Genomic DNA, 20,400 nt, shown 5'->3' on the forward strand with positions numbered 1-20,400 from the left:
TATGGAAAACGCGAAAGATACCTTTTACATCACTCTGCGCAACAGGCTAGCTGTTTTGAATCCGAAACGGATAATGATGCTGCGCGGAATACAGAGACCCGGAATTCTGGTAGAAGATGCTGAGGCTGTTGTTGCGCAGATGCCGCCCGACGCTTTTGTTCTGCGATGGACCGCGCTTGCGACAGATATTCAGCTACCCAGCACGCTCGCTCAAATGACTTGCGAGGTTCACTATACAACAGGCGGCACTCAGACAAATGCCGGCCTCGACCGCGGCCGCGCGATGGCAGAGATGGATGCTGAGTTGCTGAGCATCCTTCGACCATCTTCTGCGAAGAAGATGAACTATGCACAGAGCCCGGTTACAGCAATGCAAACGATAGTGTTCTGGTCTGCGCCAGAATTCACTCCGCTAACGGTATCGCGCGAGAGATTGCTACGTACCGCGAGAATGACAGTGTACGCATTCGAGGAGCAGGGCGAACTATGAGTACTGCGTCAGCTGCGAATTTTGCGACTCTTCCAACGATAACCAGGCGGGTGCGAGCCTACTTTGCGCCAGTAAACCGGGCAAGCCAGACGCCCTCGATCTTTGATCCTGCGCAGAATGCTCAATTCCCGCTCGACACACCGCCCTTTCCCTGGATCGACCTTGGATGGATTGAGAGCTTTGTCCGTAAGTCATCGAGCACCGTTGGGACGCTGAATAGTGGAGTACCCGCAGTTGCGCAATATCAAGTACGAGAAGCAATTGGGGCGACAGTCTCATTTCGATTCAAGACCTGGAGCAAGCTTACGATGGCCCTTGCTTCCGGATCGCAACACATGAATCTGCTGCAGCCTGCGAGTGGAAGTGCGGCCAACGGATCGGGATCAAAAGGCATTCCCGCCGTGAGCGTGCAACCAGGATCTACAGCGACATTGGTGGCGCTTAGCGCGAGTGACATAACCGGATTCAGCGCAGGCTCGATGATTGCAGTAGACACCGATTACTCCGGCCAGACTGGATTTGTAGGAAGCGGCGTATCGGCCGCTTATGTCCGCAATGCAACTACGGTAAACAATGACCCGGATTATATCCGGCGTGTCACGTTCAATGTCGCGCGCGTCGCACAGGTGACCTCCAATGGTCTCCAGCTTGCTCAGCCCCTGCTTGCCGGTGCTCCAACAACGGGCATGAAAGTCCAACCCCTCCTCGGGTTTGTTGACCGGGAGGGGGGAAGCTTCTTTCAGGAATGGTCTGCTCTATTTGTGATGCCTGGCGAGCAGGGTGAGCGGATCGTTTTCCACTATCCGCGATTGCAAGCCATGCAGGGATCGCAGGAAAGCTCGGATGGCCTAGTTGCCCCGCTTGAGCGAATCGTATTGAATGCGGCTTTCCGCGCTCTGCCCGTAACGGACGCGAATGACGGCGAGCAGGTCGTCTGCTTCCGGAACTTCATTCCGGCAGCAATGACGCTGGTGTAAGCGCAGAGGAGATCAAGTGAAACTGACGATTGACAACCTCGATGGATCGGGGCCGCTCGACTATACAAATGCTCTGGCGCCGAAACCGGCCCTGCGCATCCAGCGCGAATTGAATCAACCAAGCATCTGTACGTTCACGCTTATACTGGCCGCTACCAGCCTCGAAACACCCCTTCGTTTCGGACGCGTCACTCTCGCCGATGACGATGCGAACGTGCTCTTCACCGGATATGTTGCAACCGAGCCGGCATTGGAACTGGCTGGAGAGGGTCTTACCGGGCTCGTCTATCAGGCACTGATTTCAGCCGTGAGCGATGATGTGCTGATGGATATGCAGGGCGTGTCGCAGATGACAGCAAGTTTTGGCGAACAGGCCTGGCAGACAGTAGAAGCGCTATCGAGCACTGTAGATTCAACGTATCTTTCCTTCAATACAGCAGCAGCTACAGGTGTTGTTGGGAGGTTCGTAGCTGAACCATCCGAAACCTGGTCGAAGAACATTGGCCTTCTCGCATCGCATTCGCGCAATGCATATCGTATTGTCTCCGGTACAGTGTCCCTCGCTCCTATAGGCAATGTGACTCATGTATTGAATGAAGCGGATGGAACGCTGCAAGTTGGTCACCTGCAAGCATCGATGGTCAAGGCGCTGGCCAACGATGTCACAGTCTGCGGAGAAGAAGAGCCGAGTGCATATGTAACGGAAGTGTTTCAAGGAGATGGTGTCACGACTCTTTTTGATTTGACGGAAGATCCTTTTTTCCCGCCGTCTTCAAAGACACATCCTCTCGTGGATCTTTTTCAGGAGCCATCAGTCAATCCCCAGATGTGGGACGTGCTCAATCTCGGAGGGCGTATTTCCCTCACGGCCAACGGGCTTACGTGTACGGGCGGTAACGGACTGGACGGGCAGACAACGATGCAGGCGGTCACCAGCATCGAGCTCGGCGGCTCACTGGTCATCGAAGCGACAGGCACGTTGATCAATGCTAGTAGCACCGGTGTTCTTAGCGGGCTGTATTCGGGAGACATCAAGATCTCCAACTGCATTGCAGGGTTTCAAGTAACGCAGCAGAATGGCAACACCATCATTGCGCCCCTCATCACAGGAGTTGCCTCGGGCACTACCTTTTCGCCGGTTTCAGGCCATGTCTACACGCTGAGGACGCGGATCTACGCAAAAGAGATGCAGCGGGTTCTGCAGTCGTATTATTCGGTAGACAACAGCGGCCCAAAGATCTGGGGCGGAACAGGGATTCCCTGTGACGTAAATTGTGTTCTGGAAGTGCAGGACACGACGAATGGCGTAAGCCAGCCCCCCGTAGTTCTATATGACGGCACAATACCATCGGCGCCAGCCATCTGCACATTTGGTTTGATCAACAGTGCAAACCTTAACTGCAGCATCCGCAGCATAAATGTGACGCAGGAAGGACCGGAGTGGGTTACCAGCATTCCGCCAGGCGGAAACATGATGACGCGCCGCATTGGTACCACGGCGCAGGGTGCTGATTGCAAGATCGAACGCACTGGCAAGCTAAGCTTCTATACAACAAGCGTGCCGCAATCAGGCGAACTGATTTTTGTCTCCTACCGTACACAGCGGCGTGCGGTGGCGCGTCTGGCAAATAACGTGAGCTCATCTATTCAGGGATCAGCGCAGATCCCATCCACGTCAAGGTGGTTGGGTACAGTCACCAGTCCGAAAGGCATGAGCTCGATTGATTGCGAAAATGCTGCTACGGCAATCCTGGACTTGGCCTCAAGCCGCGCGGCGGCATGGAAAGGAACTTATACAGGTTGGAATTTTGAGACTCAAGGCGATATCTGGCCGGGCGACCTGCTGATAGTCACCTCTACGACAGCAGGAGTCAACGCGAACCTGGTCGTTCGCAGTGTACAGATTGACGTGACACCCTCATCTCCCCAGCTGAATAAGTACACCATCCACTTTGCGAACGACTGGGCCGATGCCCTGGCGATCAAGACCTCTTCAACAGTTCCTGCTGATACTTGGCTGCCGCAACAACCGCAGACCGTCGAGCCATTAGGCAATCTGCTGAGCCTGAGCGCGTCTGTAAGCACGAGTGCGATTCAGGTAAATGCGGGCACCACACCACCTTCAGGCGGCGGATTTGAAGTCCGGCGTCGAGATTGGTCTTTCGGACCCGGTACGGATTCTGATCTTGTCCTGCGCAGCCCCGTGAGCAACTTCACTATTCCGCGCGAAGCTGTAATCGAACAGTACTACGTGAGGATGTACGATGCCTCAACGCCGCCAAATTATTCGCGTTTCTCGAGCGCCATCTTTGTGAATGTGCCCTTGTAACACTGAGCAATTCGCACATCCCCGACAAAGCTTTTTCACCACTCAGCGCAGAGAGCACAAGGCTCGCTGCGTATCTGTGTTTCTGATTTTTTTAGCACTGAAAGAGAACTCATTCATGGACTTATTTCATGCCGGTTTCTGGGAAACCGGAAGCGCACATTTTTGGATTGGAGCAGGCGCGCTCTGGCTCTTCTCTGCAGCCGTAAGCGCGATGGACGCTCCACATACAAATGACAGCCGCTTTTATGGCTGGCTCTATCGTTTCACCCACCTTCTGGCGGCAAATCTGGACAGGGTCATTGGAAACGCAGCTTCCCGCTCAGCGGCGCCTGATATCACGCCAGAACAACAGAATACTGAAACCCAAAACAAGGAGAGCAATTAGTGGCAAACATACTTCTCAGTATTGAGCACGGAATCGAAGTTGCAGCAGAAGATGTCCTGAAATTTATCAGCGGAGCGCAGGCTGTGATTAGCAAACTGGATCCCGATGTGATCGCCGGGCTGGGTGTACTCCTCGGAACAGTCGCAAAGGCCATTGGCGATGTCGAAGGAGTCGTCAGCAACCCGTTGAATTTCTCTCTGGACGCTGTGACTGTCCAGGATCTGAAAGCAGTCTGGCCTGCAGTTGTGAAGTTTGCTGCTTCCATCGGCATCAAGCTTTAAGCCCAGGACCGACAAAGGGCGTGCGCACACTATAATCACACTATGGAGCACGCCCCGCTTGTCGGCGTGGTCATGGGCAGCAAGAGCGACTATGAAGTCTTGAAAGCTGCCGTCGACCTGCTGAAAGAATTCTCAATTCCCTATGAAGTGCGAATCGTTTCCGCCCATCGCACTCCTGATTGGCTCTTCAAGTATGCCGCAGAGGCGGAATCACGTGGCCTTCGCATGATCATTGCCGGTGCAGGAGGCGCAGCGCACCTGCCCGGGATGCTTGCCGCAAAGACGCTCGTTCCTGTGCTGGGCGTACCAGTGCCTGCGACGATGCTGAACGGCATCGATTCCCTTCTTTCCATTGTGCAGATGCCGAAAGGCATTCCTGTCGGTACGCTGGCCATTGGCAAACCCGGAGCTGCTAACGCCGCTCTGTTTGCAGCTCAGATTCTCGCAATCAACGACCCTGTTCTGCGCCAACGCCTGAGTGTATGGCGTGAATCGCGCAAGGAAGAGGTGCTGGCTGAGGAGCTGCCTCAGTGAGCGTGATTCTTCCTGGCGCGACCATTGGCATTCTTGGTGGTGGACAGCTCGGTCGTATGACCGCAATGGCTGCGCGCTCGCTCGGCTATCGCGTTCAGGTCATGGACCCTGATCCCTCATGCCCGGCGCGTTTCGTTGTAGATGCCTGCTTTGAAGGTTCGTGGAACGACGCGCGCGCTGCAGCCGATCTCGCGCGTGGCTGCGATGTAGTCACGCTTGAAATAGAGCAGGTATCGATCGCAAGCCTTGAAGCCGCTCAGAAATACGCGCCAGTGCGTCCTGGTATTGCCATGATGCACATTATCCAGGACCGCATTCTGCAAAAGAACTGGCTGGTTGAGCACGGTTTTCCCGTAGGCGAATTCCGCGCAATCCAGACCGAAGCCGATTTGCAGAACGCAGTGCCTGTGTTAGGCGGACGCTGTTTTCTCAAGAGCGCGCGCGGCGGATACGACGGCCGCAGCCAGGTAAAGATCGGCTTTGGTGAGACGTCTGTATCTGCCGAAGCAGAGATTCATAATGCATGGCAACTGCTGGGAGGACTGCCGTCTGTTGCGGAAAAGGCACTGGACCTTGAGAAAGAAATTTCGGTAATGGTCGCGCGCACTCCCAGTGGAGAGATCAGAAGCTTCCCTGCTGCGACCAATCATCATGAGCATCAGATTCTCGTCTGGAGCGTCATCCCGTCATCCATCCCGCCTGCTCTCGAAGATGGTGCGCAGGAAATTGCGCGGCGCATCGCAAAAGAAATGCAGCTTGAGGGCATTCTTGCAGTCGAGTTGTTTGTGACGCGGAATGGCCAACTGCTGGTGAACGAATTGGCGCCCCGCCCGCACAATAGCTATCACGCCAGCGAACGCGCCTGCGTAACCAGCCAGTTTGAGCAGATCGTCCGTGCGGTCTGCAACCTGCCTCTCGGAGATGTTTCGGTGATTACGCCGGCAGCCATCGCCAATCTGCTGGGCGACCTGTGGCTCGACCGCGAGCCTCGATTTGACCGCGCTCTGGCCGTGCCGGGTGTCCGGCTTCATCTATATGAGAAGCACTTGCCCCGCGCCGGTCGCAAAATGGGGCACCTTTCGGCGATTGGCACAACTCCGGATGAGGCTGTATCGCGTGTGATCGAAGCAAAGAAGTTGCTTTGAACGCAGAAAAGAATGGCCATTTCTTTTCTGTAACTGATTGAAAAAGAACGATCCCCGTATAAGACAAGTTTCTTAATTCATTGAAAACAAAGGATCTCCGTACGGGTCATAAATCATAAGTAGCTGAAAACAAACAATCTCCGTACAAAATACCAGGGGAGGGGGCTGGCAGCCCTGAACGGTCTCATAAGAGGGAGGGCTTCAGGGCCCTCCTAGCCGATATCCTCGCTCCAGTTTTCCAGGTACTTCTTCACCTCTGCCATGAATTTGCCGGCGTCGGCGCCATCAATGATGCGATGGTCAAAGCCAAGCGTCAGGTGAATCATGTGGCGGATGGCAATCGAGTCAGTTCCTGAATCATCGGTAATCACCGCTGGCTCCTTGAAGAGTCCACCTACTCCAAGGATCGCGCTTTCCGGCTGGTTGATGATCGGGGTGCCGAACTGCTCACCAAAAATGCCGGGATTGGTAATTGTGAATGTGCCCGAACCGACTTCATCTGGCTTCAGCTTCTTGTTGCGCGCCCGGTCTGCCAGGTCTGCGATGGCACGCGCAACGCCCACAAAGCTGCGCTCCTCCGCCTGCTTGATGACGGGAACAATCAGACCCCAGTCCAGCGCAACCGCGATTCCGAGGTTGATGTTCTGGTGGTAGCGGATGGCGTCGCCTTCCATCGAAGCATTGACGATAGGCATCTTGCGCAGCGTAGCGATCACGGCACGCGAAATAAATGGCATGTAAGTGAGCTTCACGCCGTTGCGCTGCTCGTATTTCGACTTCTCCTTCTCGCGGATCTTCACGATGCGTGTGAAGTCGATCTTGAAGATCGTATGTACATGCGCGTTGGTATGTTTCGAGTCGACCATGCGCTGCGCAATGATCGAGCGCATGCGGCTCAACGGAACCAGCTCGCCCGGAAGCGCAGGAGTTGTGGGAGCTGCCGACGCAGCGGGTTTTGCTGCAGCAGGCGCAGGAATTGTAGCGGCAGGAGCTGAAACTGGTGCAGCTGCTCCGTGTTTCTCGATGAAGCCAAGAACATCGGTCTTTGTAATGCGTCCGCCCGCGCCGCTACCCGATACCTGGCTCAAGTCGAGGTCGTTGTCCTTTGCAATCTTGCGGACCAGTGGCGAAGAGCGCGGCGTTTCCTTCAAACCGGCAGCTTCCTGGGGCGCTACCGGAGCTGGTGCCGGCGCAGGGGCTTCGGTTTTTGCTGGCGCAGCAGGTGCTGCGCCAGCCGGAGCAGCTCCTGCTGCGCCGCCAATCACACCGACGACTGTGTTGATCTGCACCGTTGTGCCTGCGGGAACTTTGATCTCGCTCAGCACGCCCGCGGCTGGTGACGGGATCTCAGCGTCCACTTTGTCAGTAGAAATTTCGAAAAGAGGTTCGTCGCGCTGAACAGTATCACCAACCTGCTTAAGCCACTTGGTAATAGTTCCTTCGAAGATCGATTCGCCCATCTGCGGCATCACGATATCTGTCTTTTGCCCGTTGGCAGATGGAGCAGGCGCAGCGGCAGGTGCTGCCGGTTTGGCTTCAGCTGCTGGACTTGATGCTGCAGGCGCAGGGGCAGGAGCAGATGCGGTGGCTGATCCAGATTCATTGATCACGCCGACCACGGTGTTGATCTGGACAGTTGCGCCTTCAGCTACTTTGATCTCAGAGAGCACACCGGCGGCTGGCGACGGAATTTCGGCGTCCACTTTGTCAGTAGAAATTTCAAAGAGAGGTTCGTCACGCTGAACGGAGTCCCCCGGCTTCTTCAGCCATTTTGTGATGGTTCCTTCAAAAATCGACTCGCCCATCTGGGGCATGATGACATCAGTCGGCATGGATTCCCTTTCCGCTATGCTCGAAAAATCTCTGTTAGAGACAAAGTTGGATTATAAATCCGGGTACTGGCCGCAAATCCGTACAGGCCAAACGTTTTAGTTTACGCGAAATGCGCTTCCTTCTCACCTCGCAGCTGTTTCAGTTCCGTAGGAACAGCCAGAGGCACGTCCTGAGCAGGGCTTGCAGCAGGCGAGGGCAGCAGGTCTTCAAGAGACTCAAGCCAGAGTACCTGCTGATCAAAAACCTGCCCAAAATACCGCGCGACTGTATACATCACAGATTCCATCGATGGCGGTGTCTCAGTCTCCTGTTCCAGGTTGGTAACGTCGCGGTCAGTAATGCCGCAGGGAACGATCAAGTTGAAATCGCGCAGGTCGGTCGTCACATTCAGAGCGAATCCATGCGAAGTGATGCCTCGCGAGATATGCACGCCAATGGCGGCGATCTTCTTTTCTGGAATGGAGCCGCCAGCCATTGTCCACACGCCGGTGCGTCCGGCAACGCGCTGCGTCCGGATTCCGTAGTCGCCGCAGGCGCGGATCAGCACTTCTTCCAGTTTGCGGACATACTCGACCGCGCCTAAACGCGGCGCAAAGCTGCGCAGGTCGAAGATGGGATAGCCAACCAGTTGTCCCGGACCATGATAGGTCACGTCGCCGCCACGGTTGATCTCGTGCAGCTCGACACCGCGCCTGGCCAGAAGTTCGTCGCTGGCAAGCACGTTGCTGCGACTGGAATTCCGGCCCAGGGTAAGAACTGGAGGATGCTCAAGCAGGAGCAGCACATTGCCGATGCGCTGCTGGTGGCGCAGTTCCACAAGTGTTTTTTGCAGGGCAAGGCCTGTCGCGTAATCGAGACGGCCGAGATTGAGGATGGAGAGAATCATCTGCTGCCGAAAATTGAAAGGCCCGGTTTAGGCCGGGCCTTTGTGATCCTGTTAAACGTTGATGGCGAGCCCTTCAACGCTGCCAAATCCATCGAGCATGGCCTCGGCCAGAGTTGGATGAGCATGGATCGTGTACAACATGTCATCGACGGTAGCTTCAAGTTCAATGGCTGTGACCGCTTCGGCGATCAATTCAGTAGCCTGCGGGCCGATGATGTGCACACCAAGGATCTCCTCATACTTCGCTTCGCTCACAACCTTGATGAAACCTTCATGCGAGTTTACGATCGATGCTTTGGAGTTAGCCGAGAATGGGAACTTGCCAACCTTTACGGTGTAGCCCTTTTCCTTGGCCTGGGCTTCGGTAAGACCAACGCTGCCGATCTGCGGTTCTGTATAGGTGCAGGCGGGAATCCGCTGACGAATAATAGGCCGTGCATATTTGCCTGCAACTTTAGCCGCCACGACCATTCCGGCCATTGCGCCAACGTGCGCCAGTTGCGGCAGGCCGGCTACGATGTCGCCAATTGCGTAGATGCCCGGCTCGTCAGTCTGCATCCACTCATTGGTTTTGATAAAGCCCTTCTCAGGCTTGATCTTGGTTTTCTCAATGCCGATGCCTTCGGTACGCGGAGCGCGGCCCACAGCCACCAGTACTTTCTCGGCTTCTTTTACAACCTGCTTGCCATCGGAAGTAGTGAACGTGACTTTCACCCCGGTCTTGGTCTTCTCAACCTTCTCGACCTTGGCGCCGGTATGTGTGTCGATGCCGCGTTTGCGGAAAGTGCGCGCCAGTTCCTTGCTGATGTCTTCATCCTCGGCAGGGACAAGACGGGGCAGGTATTCCACCAGCGTAATCTCAGATCCAAAGCTGCGGAAGATAGAGGCAAACTCAACGCCGACTGCGCCTGCTCCGATCACGACGAGAGATTTCGGGATCTGCGGAATCGAGAGGATCTCGATATTGGTCAGAATCTTGTCGTCGGGTGTGAGTCCCGGCAACATGCGGGCATCGGAGCCTGTGGCCAGCACGACATTCTTTGCTTTGAGCGGGGTGTTCTTGCCCGCAGCGTCCTTCACCTCGACAGTGTGGATGCCATCCTTGGCTGAACCGGTTACATTGCCAAAACCCGGGATGACTGTGACCTTATTCTTCCGCATCAGGAAGTCGAGGCCCTTGGTGTGCTTGGTGATGATCTGGTTCTTACGGTCCAGAATCGCCTTCCAGTTCAGCTTGGCTTCTCCGGAAACCTCGATGCCGTAGTCCTTGGCGTGCTGCAGGTGGTCATAGACTTCTGCATTGAAGAGCAGAGCCTTGGTCGGGATGCAGCCCACATGCAGACAGGTGCCGCCAAGCTTGTCTGCTTTTTCGATCAGGGCGACCTTCAATCCGAACTGGCCTGCACGGATGGCACAGGTGTATCCAGCCGGTCCGCCACCGATAATTGCAATGTCATAAATGGTTTCTGCCAAGGGATGCTCCGTTCAAAAGGTTAGCTTGCGCATGGGCCTGAAGCGAAATCCCGCCTGAACCCAAACATTTCATTGTACGCGGAGTGAGAGATGTTCCAGCTGGCCGATTCGATGCAAAGCAGGTCTAAGCGAGCACACGCGCTGCATCCTTCGCAAAGTATGTCACGATGAACCCGGCTCCGGCCCTGCGAATCGAGATCAGCGACTCCATCATGGTCCGTTGCGGTTCGAGCCAGCCTTTGGCAAAAGCCGCATGCAGCATGGAGTACTCTCCCGACACCTGATAGGCGCCCATCGGCACATCGAAGCGCTCCCGAGCCGCGCGAATGACATCCAGATAAGGCATTGCAGGTTTCATCAGCAGCATGTCCGCACCTTCGGCCAGGTCGAGTTCAATCTCTCGCATGGCCTCACGCAGGTTTGAGCCATCCATTTGATAGCTGCGACGATCGCCGAACTGCGGAGCGGAGTCAGCCGCTTCCCGGAATGGTCCGTAGAACGCAGAGGCAGATTTCGATGCATAAGAAAGGATAGGAGTGTTTTCAAGACCGGCTTCGTCCAATTCGTCGCGAATTGCAGCCACTCGGCCATCCATCATGTCGCTGGGAGCGACGATGTCGGCTCCTGCCTTTGCCAGAGAGGCCGCAGTGCGTGCGATGATCTGCACGCTGGAGTCATTTTCAATTTCGTAGGAATCGCCGTGCTTCTTCACTATGCCGCAGTGGCCGTGTGATGTGTACTCGCAGAGGCAGACATCGGCGATCAACAGCAGGTTCTTGAGCGCAGAGCTTTTCTTGAATTCGCGCAGAGCCTGTTGCACGATTCCATCGTCGTGCCATGCGCCGGAGCCTTCTTCATCCTTGCTTTCGGGCAGTCCGAAGAGCAGCAGTCCCCCGATCCCGAGCGATGCAGCCGCTTCGGCTTCCTTCAGGGCTTCATCGACGGAAAGGTTGAACACTCCAGGCATCGAGCTGATTTCATTGCGCACGCCTTCGCCGGGGCAGATAAATAATGGACAGATCAACGCGCCTGGCTCCAGATGAGTTTCGCGAACAAGCGAGCGCATTGCTTCGCTGGTGCGCAGGCGGCGCAGGCGGGTTATGGGGTATTCCATATTTTTATTCTAAGGGCTGTTCATCTGCCCACATTGCATGGTTCCTCATGCGACGTCACCTCCCCCTCCCCCCGGGGGGGAGGTGTTAAGTCTTTGAAAACACACAGCCTCTGTTTTAAATTCTGCAAAGTATTGAAAACAGGATGGTTTCAGGTAAAGTCATGATTCCGGGCAATAAAATACCCGCCAGATCAGGCGGGCTTTTCTATCTATATCGCTCTTTTTTCAGGATACCAGAAATAGAGGAAATCTCATGTCATTGCCAGTTGCAACAAATATCATTTGAGATGAACAATTTACCGCAAAATGTTACTTTCGGGATCGTTGACAAGGCATATCTGTGTGGCAGAGAAACCCGCTCCCCTTAAACACATCCATCTCTTCCGGCACACTGTGGGGCTATGCCGGATTAGAAATTAGTGTGGCCGGAAGAAAACTGCAGGTCCCTCCGCTCCACCACCCCAGCCTGCGAAAACCGCGCAGTCTGGGGACCCCGGTTCCGGTCGGGATGACAATTCGTTTAGCACTACGCTAAGTGCTTACTCTAGGGTATTGCGATTTGCTCATATTCCTGTCCGGAGGGAGCAGGAAGAAGCACCCAGAGCGTGTAGATGGAAAGCACAGTTCCGGTGAACGGCTTGATCAGAGTGAGAAACGAGGTGATCAGAGCCAGAGTCCGTCCCCAGGCAGCGCGGCGCAGGAGGCCGAATCCGGTGATGATGGCCAGCAACGAACGCCCAAAAACCAGCACGGTAATGAATCCGGGGAGCCACATTGTGTGCGGGAATGGGAAGCCTGGTCCAAAAGCATAAAACCTGTGTCCGCCTGGTCCCCAAGCACCCCATCCGCCAAAGACTCCAGCGACAAAAGGAAGTGCAAAGAGCCATCCGGCCATGTTCAGTGCGGCCCATGCGATCCAGAGAATCCCTAATGTCTGAATGTGCCTCTGCACGCGCGAATAATAGGGCGGACGCGCTGCCGGCATGGGAGGCACTGGCCGTCCGCATTTCGGGCAAACCTGTTCGAAGGCCTGCATCGCTTGCCCACATCCTGAGCAGAACATCGTTCCATCCTCCTGAATCCTGCTACGCAGGGAGCGGCCAGCCGGTTCCTCAAAATCGCAATTACCATAGGGTTATGCCGCTGGTTAAGGCAATTCCATCTCCGGTTGAGGATTGCAGCCGCTCTGTTATCGAGTGGGACAGATTCCTCGAGCTTCTGGCTGGTTATGCGGTTTCTTCGATTGGAAGAATGTGGATTCTCGCATTGAACCCATCGACGGATCGGGAGTGGATCGAGCGTCAGCACTCCCTTGTGACGGAGATGCGACTGCTGTTCGAAGAGGGCGTGCAGCCGGGGTTGGGAGCGCTCTTCGATCCGACCAACCTGCTCAACAAAGCACGCATTGAAGGAGCCGCTCTCGAAGCCGAGGAGATTCGCGACGTACTGAACCTTGCCGGAGACATCTCGGCCTGGACCGGGCTGCTGCGCGTACCTCCGGAACGTGTTCAAGAGCAAATTCCTGAGCTGAAGGCTCTTTCGGCGCAGCTGCTTTCCAGCGATCTGCGTCCTCTGGTGGAATCGCTGCGCGCCAAGATGCAGCCCGACGGCACTCTGGCTGACGACGCATCGCCGGAGCTGCGACGCATCCGGCGCGAAATGGAGCGCCAGCAGCGCTCTATCGAAGACAGCCTGCGATCGGCATTGCGACGGCTTTCCGGTGAGGGCAGCACGCAGGACGATCTCATTACCATTCGCGGCGAGCGCTTTGTCATTCCCGTGAAGAGTGAACTAAAGCGGCGAGTCAACGGCGTGATTCATGGTGCCAGCTCCAGCGGCCAGACGGTCTATCTCGAACCGCTCGAAACCATCGAGCTGAACAACGAGCTGGTGCGCCTTTTTGATGAGGAGCAGGCGGAGATTCATCGTATCTTCCTTGAAATGACGCGGCAGATCGCCGTCTACGCCGTAATCATCAATCAAGGAGCAGCTGTGCTGGCTGAGGTAGAGACATTGCTGGTCAGGGCGCGCTTTGCGAAGGACTTCGAGTGCGTACGGCCGCGGCTGGCAGCCGAATTCGAACTGAAAAAGGCGCGGCATCCTCTGCTGGAAAAGCGCCTGCGAGAAACATCCCCACCCTACCGCGCAAAAGAGGCGCGGCAGGATGGGGCACCCGATATTTTCCAGATTGTTCCGATTAGTCTTGGCCTCTCCAGCGAAGAACGGCAGTTGATCATCAGCGGCCCGAATACAGGCGGAAAAACAGTTTCGCTTAAAACTGCAGGCTTGCTTGCGATCATGGCGCAGGCCGGGATTCCTGTTCCTGCTGAAGAAGCGGTCTTTCCGCTTCTTGATGGAATTCTTGCTGATATCGGCGATTCGCAGTCGATTGAACAGAATCTTTCCACCTTTTCAGCGCACATTGTCCATCTCAATCGCATTGCACAGCTTGCCGGACCTAATTCATTGGTGCTGCTGGATGAGCTGGGTTCAGCGACTGATCCTGAAGAGGGCTCTGCGCTTGCGGTTGCTATTTCCGAGCACTTTCTCCGTTCCGGAGCGTGGTCGATCATTTCTACACATCTCACCTCGCTCAAGGTCTACGCTGCCAACCATGCCGGCGTACGAAACGCTGCGGTTGGTTTTAATGAGAAGACGCTTGCTCCTACCTATGAACTGCGCCTCGGCGTTCCCGGAGCGTCGGCGGGCATCAACATTGCGCAGCGACTTGGTCTGCAGCCTGAGATCGTGGCTGCTGCACGTTCTCAACTGAACACACAGACGCAGGACATCGCCAGCTTTCTCGACCGTCTCCATGACCAGCTGGAGCAGCTGGAGACGGAGCGCAGACGCGTGCAGCAGCTCGAGCAGGAACTGGCACGCGAGCGCAACCGGCTTGCCTCCGAAGGCATGAAAGAGTGGCGGGCCAAGGTCCGCGATCTCGAACAGAAGCTCCAGTCGCTGCTCAAAGACTTCGAGTTCCGGGCGCGCGAGACGGTGCGAGCCATCGATGACCGTGCGGCACAGCAGAAGCTCTCGAAACAGGCCGAGCAGCGCATCGCCAGGCTGCGGCGGGAGTTCCAGGAAAGCTTCAACTCCGCTGTGGTCGCCGATAAGACTGGAGCGGACAAAAACGACCGCAATGCGCAGCCCCATGTGGTGCGGCATGTGGCAGCTGGTGACACAGTCAAGCTGCGCACTCTGGGCCGCACCGGTGTTGTGCAGCGCGAGATCGATGGCAACACCTACGAAGTTGCTGTTGGTCCAATGAAAATGCGCATCACCCGAGACGAGATTGCGGAAGTCATTCCGGTGCGTCAAAGTCCTGTCGAAGCGGCACGACGCCGCGGTGTTTCGGTTTCCGTTGCAGACCCTGATCCAGAGCTGCGGCCCGAGATCAACCTGATCGGCAGAACTGTGGACGAGGCGACAGCAGAGGTTGAGAAATTTCTCGACAAAGCCTATCTTGCCGGACTGCCACGCATCCGTATTGTTCATGGCACCGGCATGGGTATTTTGCGGCGGGCGCTTCGCTCCATGCTTGAGAGCCATCCGCATGTGGCGTCTATCAGCGAGCCGAGCCAGGCGGAAGGCGGCGCGGGCGCGACTGTTGTCGAGTTGCGCGACTAGAGTCCTTGAGTCTGGACGGCGCAACGGACCGATGCTAGGATACGACTCGCAACGCGGAGTGAAGCCATGATCCGTGTCATCACTATCGAGCGCGAGTATGGCAGCCAGGGCGCTGAGTTCGCTCATCACCTGGCGCGTCATCTGGACTGGAAATTCATCGATCAGTGCCTGATCGATGAAATCGCGGCCAAGGCCGGTATCACCAAGAAGCTTGCCGAGAGCTGCGATGAGCGGCTCGATCCGTGGTACTACCGTTTCGGCAAGGCTTTCTGGCATGGATCGATCGAGCGGCTACCTGCAACAGCTGACAACGACGTCTTCGATGCTGAGCGCATGGTGCAATTCGTACGGAACTATTTCCAGGAGCAGGTAAAGACCGGCAACTGCGTCATCGTCGGGCGCGGAGCGACCAGTGCCTTGCTCACCACGCCGGGAGTCTTTCACATCTTTGTCCATGCATCGATGAAGCGCAAGATTGCGTGGTTCCAGCAGAACTTTCCTGAACATGCGGACGAGGCTGAACAGGAGATTCTCGCCACAGACAAGCGCCGCGCGGCCTATGTGCGCCGCTTCTACGGACGCGACTGGACTGATTACCGCCTCTATCACCTGATGCTGAATTCCTGCATGGGATTCGATGCGATGGTAAAGGCCGCAATCGAAGCCGCAGGATTATCGACGAGCGTTTCCCAGCCTGGAAAGGTTGCCTTCGTCCAGGAATAATTTCTCTTCAAAAAGTTCTTCTTCATAACGTGCGACTTATGGTTTGTGTGCGATTCCAGCACTGGATAAGCAACCGAAGAGGACGCAACATCCTCCGACAATCAGGGTCACAGCAATACGTGGGAGAGGGGCCCACGAAATGAAAGAAAGCCAATCACTTCTCGAAACCTGGGACATTATTCAGGCCAACGAAGGAGAGATGGCAAGGGATCGCTATGAAAGTAAAACGTCTTCTTCAAATTCTTATCGCAGCTCTGGCGTTGAGCCTCTCCGCGCCATTGTTTGCACAAGTGAGCATCGGCATCGCCGTTAATATTGCACCCCCAGTCCTGCCCGTTTATGACCAGCCTATTTGCCCCGGCCCAAATTACATCTGGACACCTGGCTACTGGGCGTGGGACGGCTATGACTATTACTGGGTTCCTGGAACGTGGGTTCTTGCTCCTACTCCAGGCCTGCTATGGACGCCGGGCTACTGGGGCTGGGGAACCGGCGGCTATTTCTGGCATGCAGGCTACTGGGGTCCGCACATCGGCTTCTATGGCGGCGTGAACTACGGTTTCGGATATTACGGCAACGGATATGAAGGCGGCTACTGGCGCGGAAACAACTTCTTCTACAACACGGCCATCTCCCGCGTGAACACGACCGTGATCCGGAACGTTTATGTGAACAGGACTGTCATCAACAATGTGAACGTCAACCGTGTCAGCTATAACGGCGGACAGGGCGGCGTCCAGATGAGGCCTTCTGGCCGTGAGCAGACTGCTTTCAATGAGCGCCGCATGGGACCGATCGCGGCTCAGGAGTCGCATGCCCAGTTTGCAAGGCAGGACCGCGGCAACTTTTTCAAGGCAAACAACGGTGCGCCTGCAGCTGCAGCCATGGCGCGTCCGGCGACTTCGGTGAATGATTTCCGCGGGTCCAATAATGTCATGGCAGCGCGACCCGCTGGCGGTGCGGCAAACAACGGCCATCTGTTGAACCGTCCGGGAAACACTGCTATGCAGCCTGGCAATCGTCCAGGGCAGCCGCAAGCTGGGAATGCTGCACGTCCAGGCAACGGCGCTTCTTTGAACCGTCCTGGGAATACTGTGGTACAGCCAGGTAATCGGCCGGGACAGTCACAACCGGGGAATGTAGCGCGACCGGAGAACAGGCCTGCAGCTCCTGTCCAGCAGCAGAGGCCTGGAGTGACAACCCGTCCAACGCCTGGAGTGGAGAATCGGCCTCAGAATAATGTGGCCCGTCCTCAGCCAGGAGCTGTAGCGAGACCGCAACAGCCGCAGCAACAGGTTCGTCCTCAGACCCAACCGGCTACCCGTCCGCAGGCCCAGCAAGCGCGTCCTCAGCAGCAAGTACAGCGCCCACAGGCGCAGCCCCGTCCACAGGCGCAACGTCCGCAGGCTCAGTCTGCTCCACGCCCACAAGCGGCAGCTCCCCATCCGCAGGCGCAGCGTCCGCAACCGATGGTACGCCAGGCTCAACCAGCCCACTCTCAGCCGCAGGCTCGTCCTTCCCCGGCGCGTCCGGCTGAACCGCACGGTGGTGGCGGCCATGGTGGACATCGCTAACCTCTATAGGGGTCCTTTCTGGGACCCCTCCCCTCGTTTTGTACGGAGATCGTTTATTTTCAGTAGGTTACAGGTAAATCTCCGTACGGAGATAGTTTGTTTTCAATAGGTTAGAAGGAGAATCCACTACCAGGGCGCGCAAAGGCCGCGCCAGAATTGCTCTCTATTCTTATTTTAACGGATTGGAGGGGTGGGATATGCCAAGTATCTGGGAGGCTATTCATTTTGGAATGAGACGTTTAGAAACAAAATTCCGGCGCAGGGGCTTGACAGGCTAACCGGCTGCTTTCCAGGTGAGTTCAACGTCGCCGGGAGAAGTAGCGGGTGGGTTCGGCAAGGCGGATGGCTTCTGCATCTCGAAAGGCAGAAAGATACTGATGACAGTCCCGTGCCGTTCGGCGCTGGAGACTGATCTGATCTGCAGCTCGCTTCCGTAGCGGGCAAGGATCGATGTGGTTACCCACAGACCCAAGCCTGTGCCGTGCTGGCCTTTGGTGGTGACAAAAGGCATTCCAAGGGTTTTTTGCAGAGCCGGATCGATGCCGCTGCCGTTATCGGCAACGATAATGCGCACTCCTTTGCGGCCGGCGGGCTGAACGCGCAGCCAGAGTGATCCGCCTACCGGGCAGGCCTCAATAGCATTGGCGATGAGGTTGGAGAAGACCTGGCGCATTTCACCCGGAAATGCAGTAACGGACTCCACCGCATGATATCTGCGGAATAAATGAATTTCCTTTTCCTGCAGCCGGCGTTGATAAAGAACCAGCACCTCTTCGAGCAGGTCCTGCATCTGCACGGGGACAGGCCTCGATGTCTCGCGGGAAAAATTCAGGGTCTGCCTGCTGATCTCAAAGACGCGCCCAAGTTCCTGCTGTGCCAGTTTCAGGAGAGAGAGCATCTTTGGAGAAAGATCCGGCTCCCGCTCCATGAGGTAGAGCAGGTTCACGACAGCTTCGAGCGGATTGTTGATTTCGTGGACGATGGATGCTGTGAGACGACCGATGGAGCTGAGTTTCTGATCCTGGCGGAGAAGCTCAGCGACAGAATTCAGTTCCGGGGAAACCTGGCCTGGTTCCGGGGTAGAAGCCTGCTTGTTGCTCTCCTGTTTGCCTGAGCCGTGTGAATGATTCAACTTCAAAATCCGCATACCCGCCTTTCCCCTGTTATTTCGATGCAGGGGAAAGGCGGCTGTTGCTTTATCGCCACACAGTACGATGAAAGCGTATCTGGTGAAGATACAACGGGAGTTAAGATATTTTGGCAACCTCGGTGGCTGCGGGTAATCTAAAGAATCGAGCCAAAAGATTGAATTCAAGGGATTTTTATATCTGAAATGAGCAAGAGAGCATGGGCTGCTGTGGCCTTTCTCGGTTTTTTCGGGACGGCTGGCGCCGGAGCACAGAGCAACCCGTACAATTCGGCTTCGAATTCCTACTATGGGAGTGTCCAGGCGGTTCCCTACACGCCGGATGTGAAGCAGCTTGCGCTGGATGAAGCGATCCAGCTTGGGATTGAGAACAACCTCGCTTTGACTCTGGCTCGTGAAAACCAGAAGACGGCTGAGGCGCAAGCTTCGCAGACACTCAATGTTCTGCTGCCAAATCTTGATGTGAGCGGCGGCACTGGGGTTCATGAGTTCAATCTGCAGGCGCAGGGCTTCCGTCCCGGGCTGTTGTCTTCCTTCGCGGCGCTTATTCCTCCATCGGAGGCGGCGAGCTTTCCCTTCATTGTGAAAGTAGATGTTACGCAAGGGCAGGCAAACTTATCGCAGACACTTTTTAACTGGGCCGGCTGGGACCTGTACCGGGCAATGAAGGCGGGCGCGAAATCCGCATATTACAACGCGCAGTCTTCGCGCGGGCTGGTGGTCCTGAATGTAGGAACGGCATATCTGCAGGCGCTGGCGGACCGGTCGCAGCTGGATTATGCGAATGCCCTGCTGAAGACCGATGAGACTCTTCTCTACCAGGCGGTGGAGCAGCATAAGGCAGGGACGGCAGCGAATCTCGATGAGCTGCGGGCGCGCGTTCAGTACCAGACGCAGCAGCAAGCGGTGATCAATGCGGAGAATACGCTCGAAAAGGATGAGATTGCGCTCAAGCGGCAGATCGGCGTGGTCCCGCAGCAGAAAATTCAGCTGACGGAAGCTGCGCCTTTCTCAGAACTGGCAGAAATAAATATTGAAGAGGCCAAACGGGAGGCCTATGCGAGCCGCCAGGATTATCAATCACTGCTGCAACAGCTGCGCTTTGCCGAGCTGGAGCGCAAGGCGGCAACGCATGAGCGTATTCCGACGCTGAAATTCAGCGGCAATTATGGAGTGACCGGAATCTCTGGAGGTCCCTACCATGGCACGTTTGCTGCTATGGGCACACTGGACATTCCTATCTTTCAGGAAGCGAAGTTCAGAGGCGACCGCGATGTGACTGAAGCGCAATTGGGTAATGTGCGCTCCCAGATTGCTGACCTGAAAAACAGGATTGACCAGCAGCTGCGGGACAGTATGCTTGACCTGCAGTCGACGGCAGAGCTGGTGCGCGTGGCCGGGAGCAATGTCGATCTTTCGACAACTGCTTTGCAGCAGACGACGGACCGCTTTCAAGCGGGAGTCGATGATAATCTGCCGGTGGTTCAGGCGCAGTCGACGCTGGCCCAGGCGCAGGCGCAGTATGTGGACAGCGTGCGGCAGTTCAACCTGGCAAAGCTGGGACTGGCGCGGAACCTTGGGATTGTCGATACGCAGTACAAGACTTATCTTCAGGGCGGGAAGCCTTCCCAGATCCAGACGAAGCAGGCGGATCAGCCTCAGGGCGGAAAGTAAGGGCTTTCTTCCGGCATCCGTGGTTTTCACGGGATTTTTGGTGAAAATCTACCGCCAAGACGCTAAGGCCGCCAAGTTTTCGCGAAGAAAAATCTTTCACCACCCTTCGGCTCCGCTCTGGGCAGGCTCCGGTCACAGAGGACACAGAGGTTTCACAAAGTCTTTGCACCTGAAACTATTCCCAGCCAAAATAAATGTCCTGTAG

The 20,400-nt window shown here is 55.9% G+C and carries 17 protein-coding genes; 11 read left to right on the plus strand and 6 right to left on the minus strand.

All coding sequences use genetic code 11. From position 1 onward, the window contains the following. Window position 1 precedes the first annotated feature (1 nt). The 7 genes from AC5S16_RS08780 to purK all read left to right on the plus strand — a co-directional run bounded on the left by AC5S16_RS08780 (window position 2) and on the right by purK (window position 6,141). Window positions 2-490 (plus strand): hypothetical protein, encoded by a 489-nt coding sequence (locus AC5S16_RS08780; protein ID WP_493929670.1) that lies wholly within the window; start codon window positions 2-4, stop codon window positions 488-490. After that, complete coding sequence (locus AC5S16_RS08785; protein WP_493929671.1) at window positions 487-1,467, plus strand: hypothetical protein; 981 nt, start codon at window positions 487-489, stop codon at window positions 1,465-1,467. The genes AC5S16_RS08780 and AC5S16_RS08785 overlap by 4 nt, the downstream gene beginning before the upstream one ends. A gap of 16 nt (window positions 1,468-1,483) precedes the next feature. Continuing rightward, a complete protein-coding gene (locus AC5S16_RS08790; RefSeq protein ID WP_493929672.1) occupies window positions 1,484-3,796 on the plus strand; it encodes a hypothetical protein in 2,313 nt (770 codons plus the stop codon). A 76-nt stretch (window positions 3,797-3,872) separates the two neighbouring features. Then, complete coding sequence (locus tag AC5S16_RS08795) at window positions 3,873-4,181, plus strand: hypothetical protein (RefSeq protein WP_493929673.1); 309 nt, start codon at window positions 3,873-3,875, stop codon at window positions 4,179-4,181. After that, on the plus strand, window positions 4,181-4,462 hold the full coding sequence (locus AC5S16_RS08800; protein ID WP_493929674.1) for a hypothetical protein: 282 nt from the start codon (window positions 4,181-4,183) through the stop codon (window positions 4,460-4,462). Before AC5S16_RS08795 ends, AC5S16_RS08800 begins: the two co-directional genes overlap by 1 nt. 42 nt (window positions 4,463-4,504) lie before the next feature. Beyond that, complete coding sequence (purE, locus tag AC5S16_RS08805; protein ID WP_493929675.1) at window positions 4,505-4,996, plus strand: 5-(carboxyamino)imidazole ribonucleotide mutase; 492 nt, start codon at window positions 4,505-4,507, stop codon at window positions 4,994-4,996. Continuing rightward, the gene (gene purK, locus AC5S16_RS08810; RefSeq protein ID WP_493929676.1) at window positions 4,993-6,141 is read left to right on the plus strand and encodes a 5-(carboxyamino)imidazole ribonucleotide synthase; all 1,149 of its coding nucleotides are present in this window, start codon (window positions 4,993-4,995) and stop codon (window positions 6,139-6,141) included. The genes purE and purK overlap by 4 nt, the downstream gene beginning before the upstream one ends. Before the next feature lie 212 nt (window positions 6,142-6,353). Here the strand turns inward: purK and AC5S16_RS08815 are convergent, their stop codons facing one another. The 5 genes from AC5S16_RS08815 to AC5S16_RS08835 form a co-directional block, all read right to left on the minus strand. Further along, window positions 6,354-7,973 (minus strand): 2-oxo acid dehydrogenase subunit E2, encoded by a 1,620-nt coding sequence (locus AC5S16_RS08815; RefSeq protein ID WP_493929677.1) that lies wholly within the window; start codon window positions 7,971-7,973, stop codon window positions 6,354-6,356. A 101-nt stretch (window positions 7,974-8,074) separates the two neighbouring features. Next, on the minus strand, window positions 8,075-8,860 hold the full coding sequence (lipB, locus tag AC5S16_RS08820; RefSeq protein WP_493929678.1) for a lipoyl(octanoyl) transferase LipB: 786 nt from the start codon (window positions 8,858-8,860) through the stop codon (window positions 8,075-8,077). Window positions 8,861-8,911: 51 nt separating this feature from the next. Further along, window positions 8,912-10,333: a dihydrolipoyl dehydrogenase gene (lpdA, locus tag AC5S16_RS08825; RefSeq protein ID WP_493929679.1), complete on the minus strand. Its 1,422-nt coding sequence runs from the start codon at window positions 10,331-10,333 to the stop codon at window positions 8,912-8,914. 124 nt (window positions 10,334-10,457) lie between these two features. Then, a complete protein-coding gene (gene hemB / locus AC5S16_RS08830) occupies window positions 10,458-11,447 on the minus strand; it encodes a porphobilinogen synthase (protein WP_493929680.1) in 990 nt (329 codons plus the stop codon). A 544-nt stretch (window positions 11,448-11,991) separates the two neighbouring features. Beyond that, window positions 11,992-12,483: a hypothetical protein gene (locus AC5S16_RS08835; protein ID WP_493929681.1), complete on the minus strand. Its 492-nt coding sequence runs from the start codon at window positions 12,481-12,483 to the stop codon at window positions 11,992-11,994. 101 nt (window positions 12,484-12,584) lie between these two features. Here AC5S16_RS08835 and AC5S16_RS08840 point away from each other — a divergent pair, with 101 nt between their 5' ends. From AC5S16_RS08840 to AC5S16_RS08850, 3 genes are all read left to right on the plus strand, one after another. Beyond that, window positions 12,585-15,077 (plus strand): endonuclease MutS2, encoded by a 2,493-nt coding sequence (locus AC5S16_RS08840; protein WP_493929682.1) that lies wholly within the window; start codon window positions 12,585-12,587, stop codon window positions 15,075-15,077. A 66-nt stretch (window positions 15,078-15,143) separates the two neighbouring features. Next, complete coding sequence (locus AC5S16_RS08845; RefSeq protein WP_493929683.1) at window positions 15,144-15,800, plus strand: cytidylate kinase-like family protein; 657 nt, start codon at window positions 15,144-15,146, stop codon at window positions 15,798-15,800. Between the two features lie 215 nt (window positions 15,801-16,015). Beyond that, on the plus strand, window positions 16,016-17,374 hold the full coding sequence (locus AC5S16_RS08850) for a YXWGXW repeat-containing protein (protein WP_493929684.1): 1,359 nt from the start codon (window positions 16,016-16,018) through the stop codon (window positions 17,372-17,374). Window positions 17,375-17,648: 274 nt separating this feature from the next. Here the strand turns inward: AC5S16_RS08850 and AC5S16_RS08855 are convergent, their stop codons facing one another. Then, window positions 17,649-18,521 carry a sensor histidine kinase gene (locus AC5S16_RS08855; RefSeq protein ID WP_493929685.1) on the minus strand — a complete coding sequence of 291 codons (873 nt, stop codon included), beginning with the start codon at window positions 18,519-18,521 and terminating at the stop codon, window positions 17,649-17,651. 186 nt (window positions 18,522-18,707) lie between these two features. On the opposite strand from AC5S16_RS08855, the gene AC5S16_RS08860 reads away from it, so the two are divergent. Further along, the gene (locus AC5S16_RS08860; protein ID WP_493929686.1) at window positions 18,708-20,195 is read left to right on the plus strand and encodes a TolC family protein; all 1,488 of its coding nucleotides are present in this window, start codon (window positions 18,708-18,710) and stop codon (window positions 20,193-20,195) included. The last annotated feature ends 205 nt before the right edge of the window (window positions 20,196-20,400 follow it).

It is taken from the genome of Acidobacterium sp. FHG110202_01, assembly GCF_059115305.1.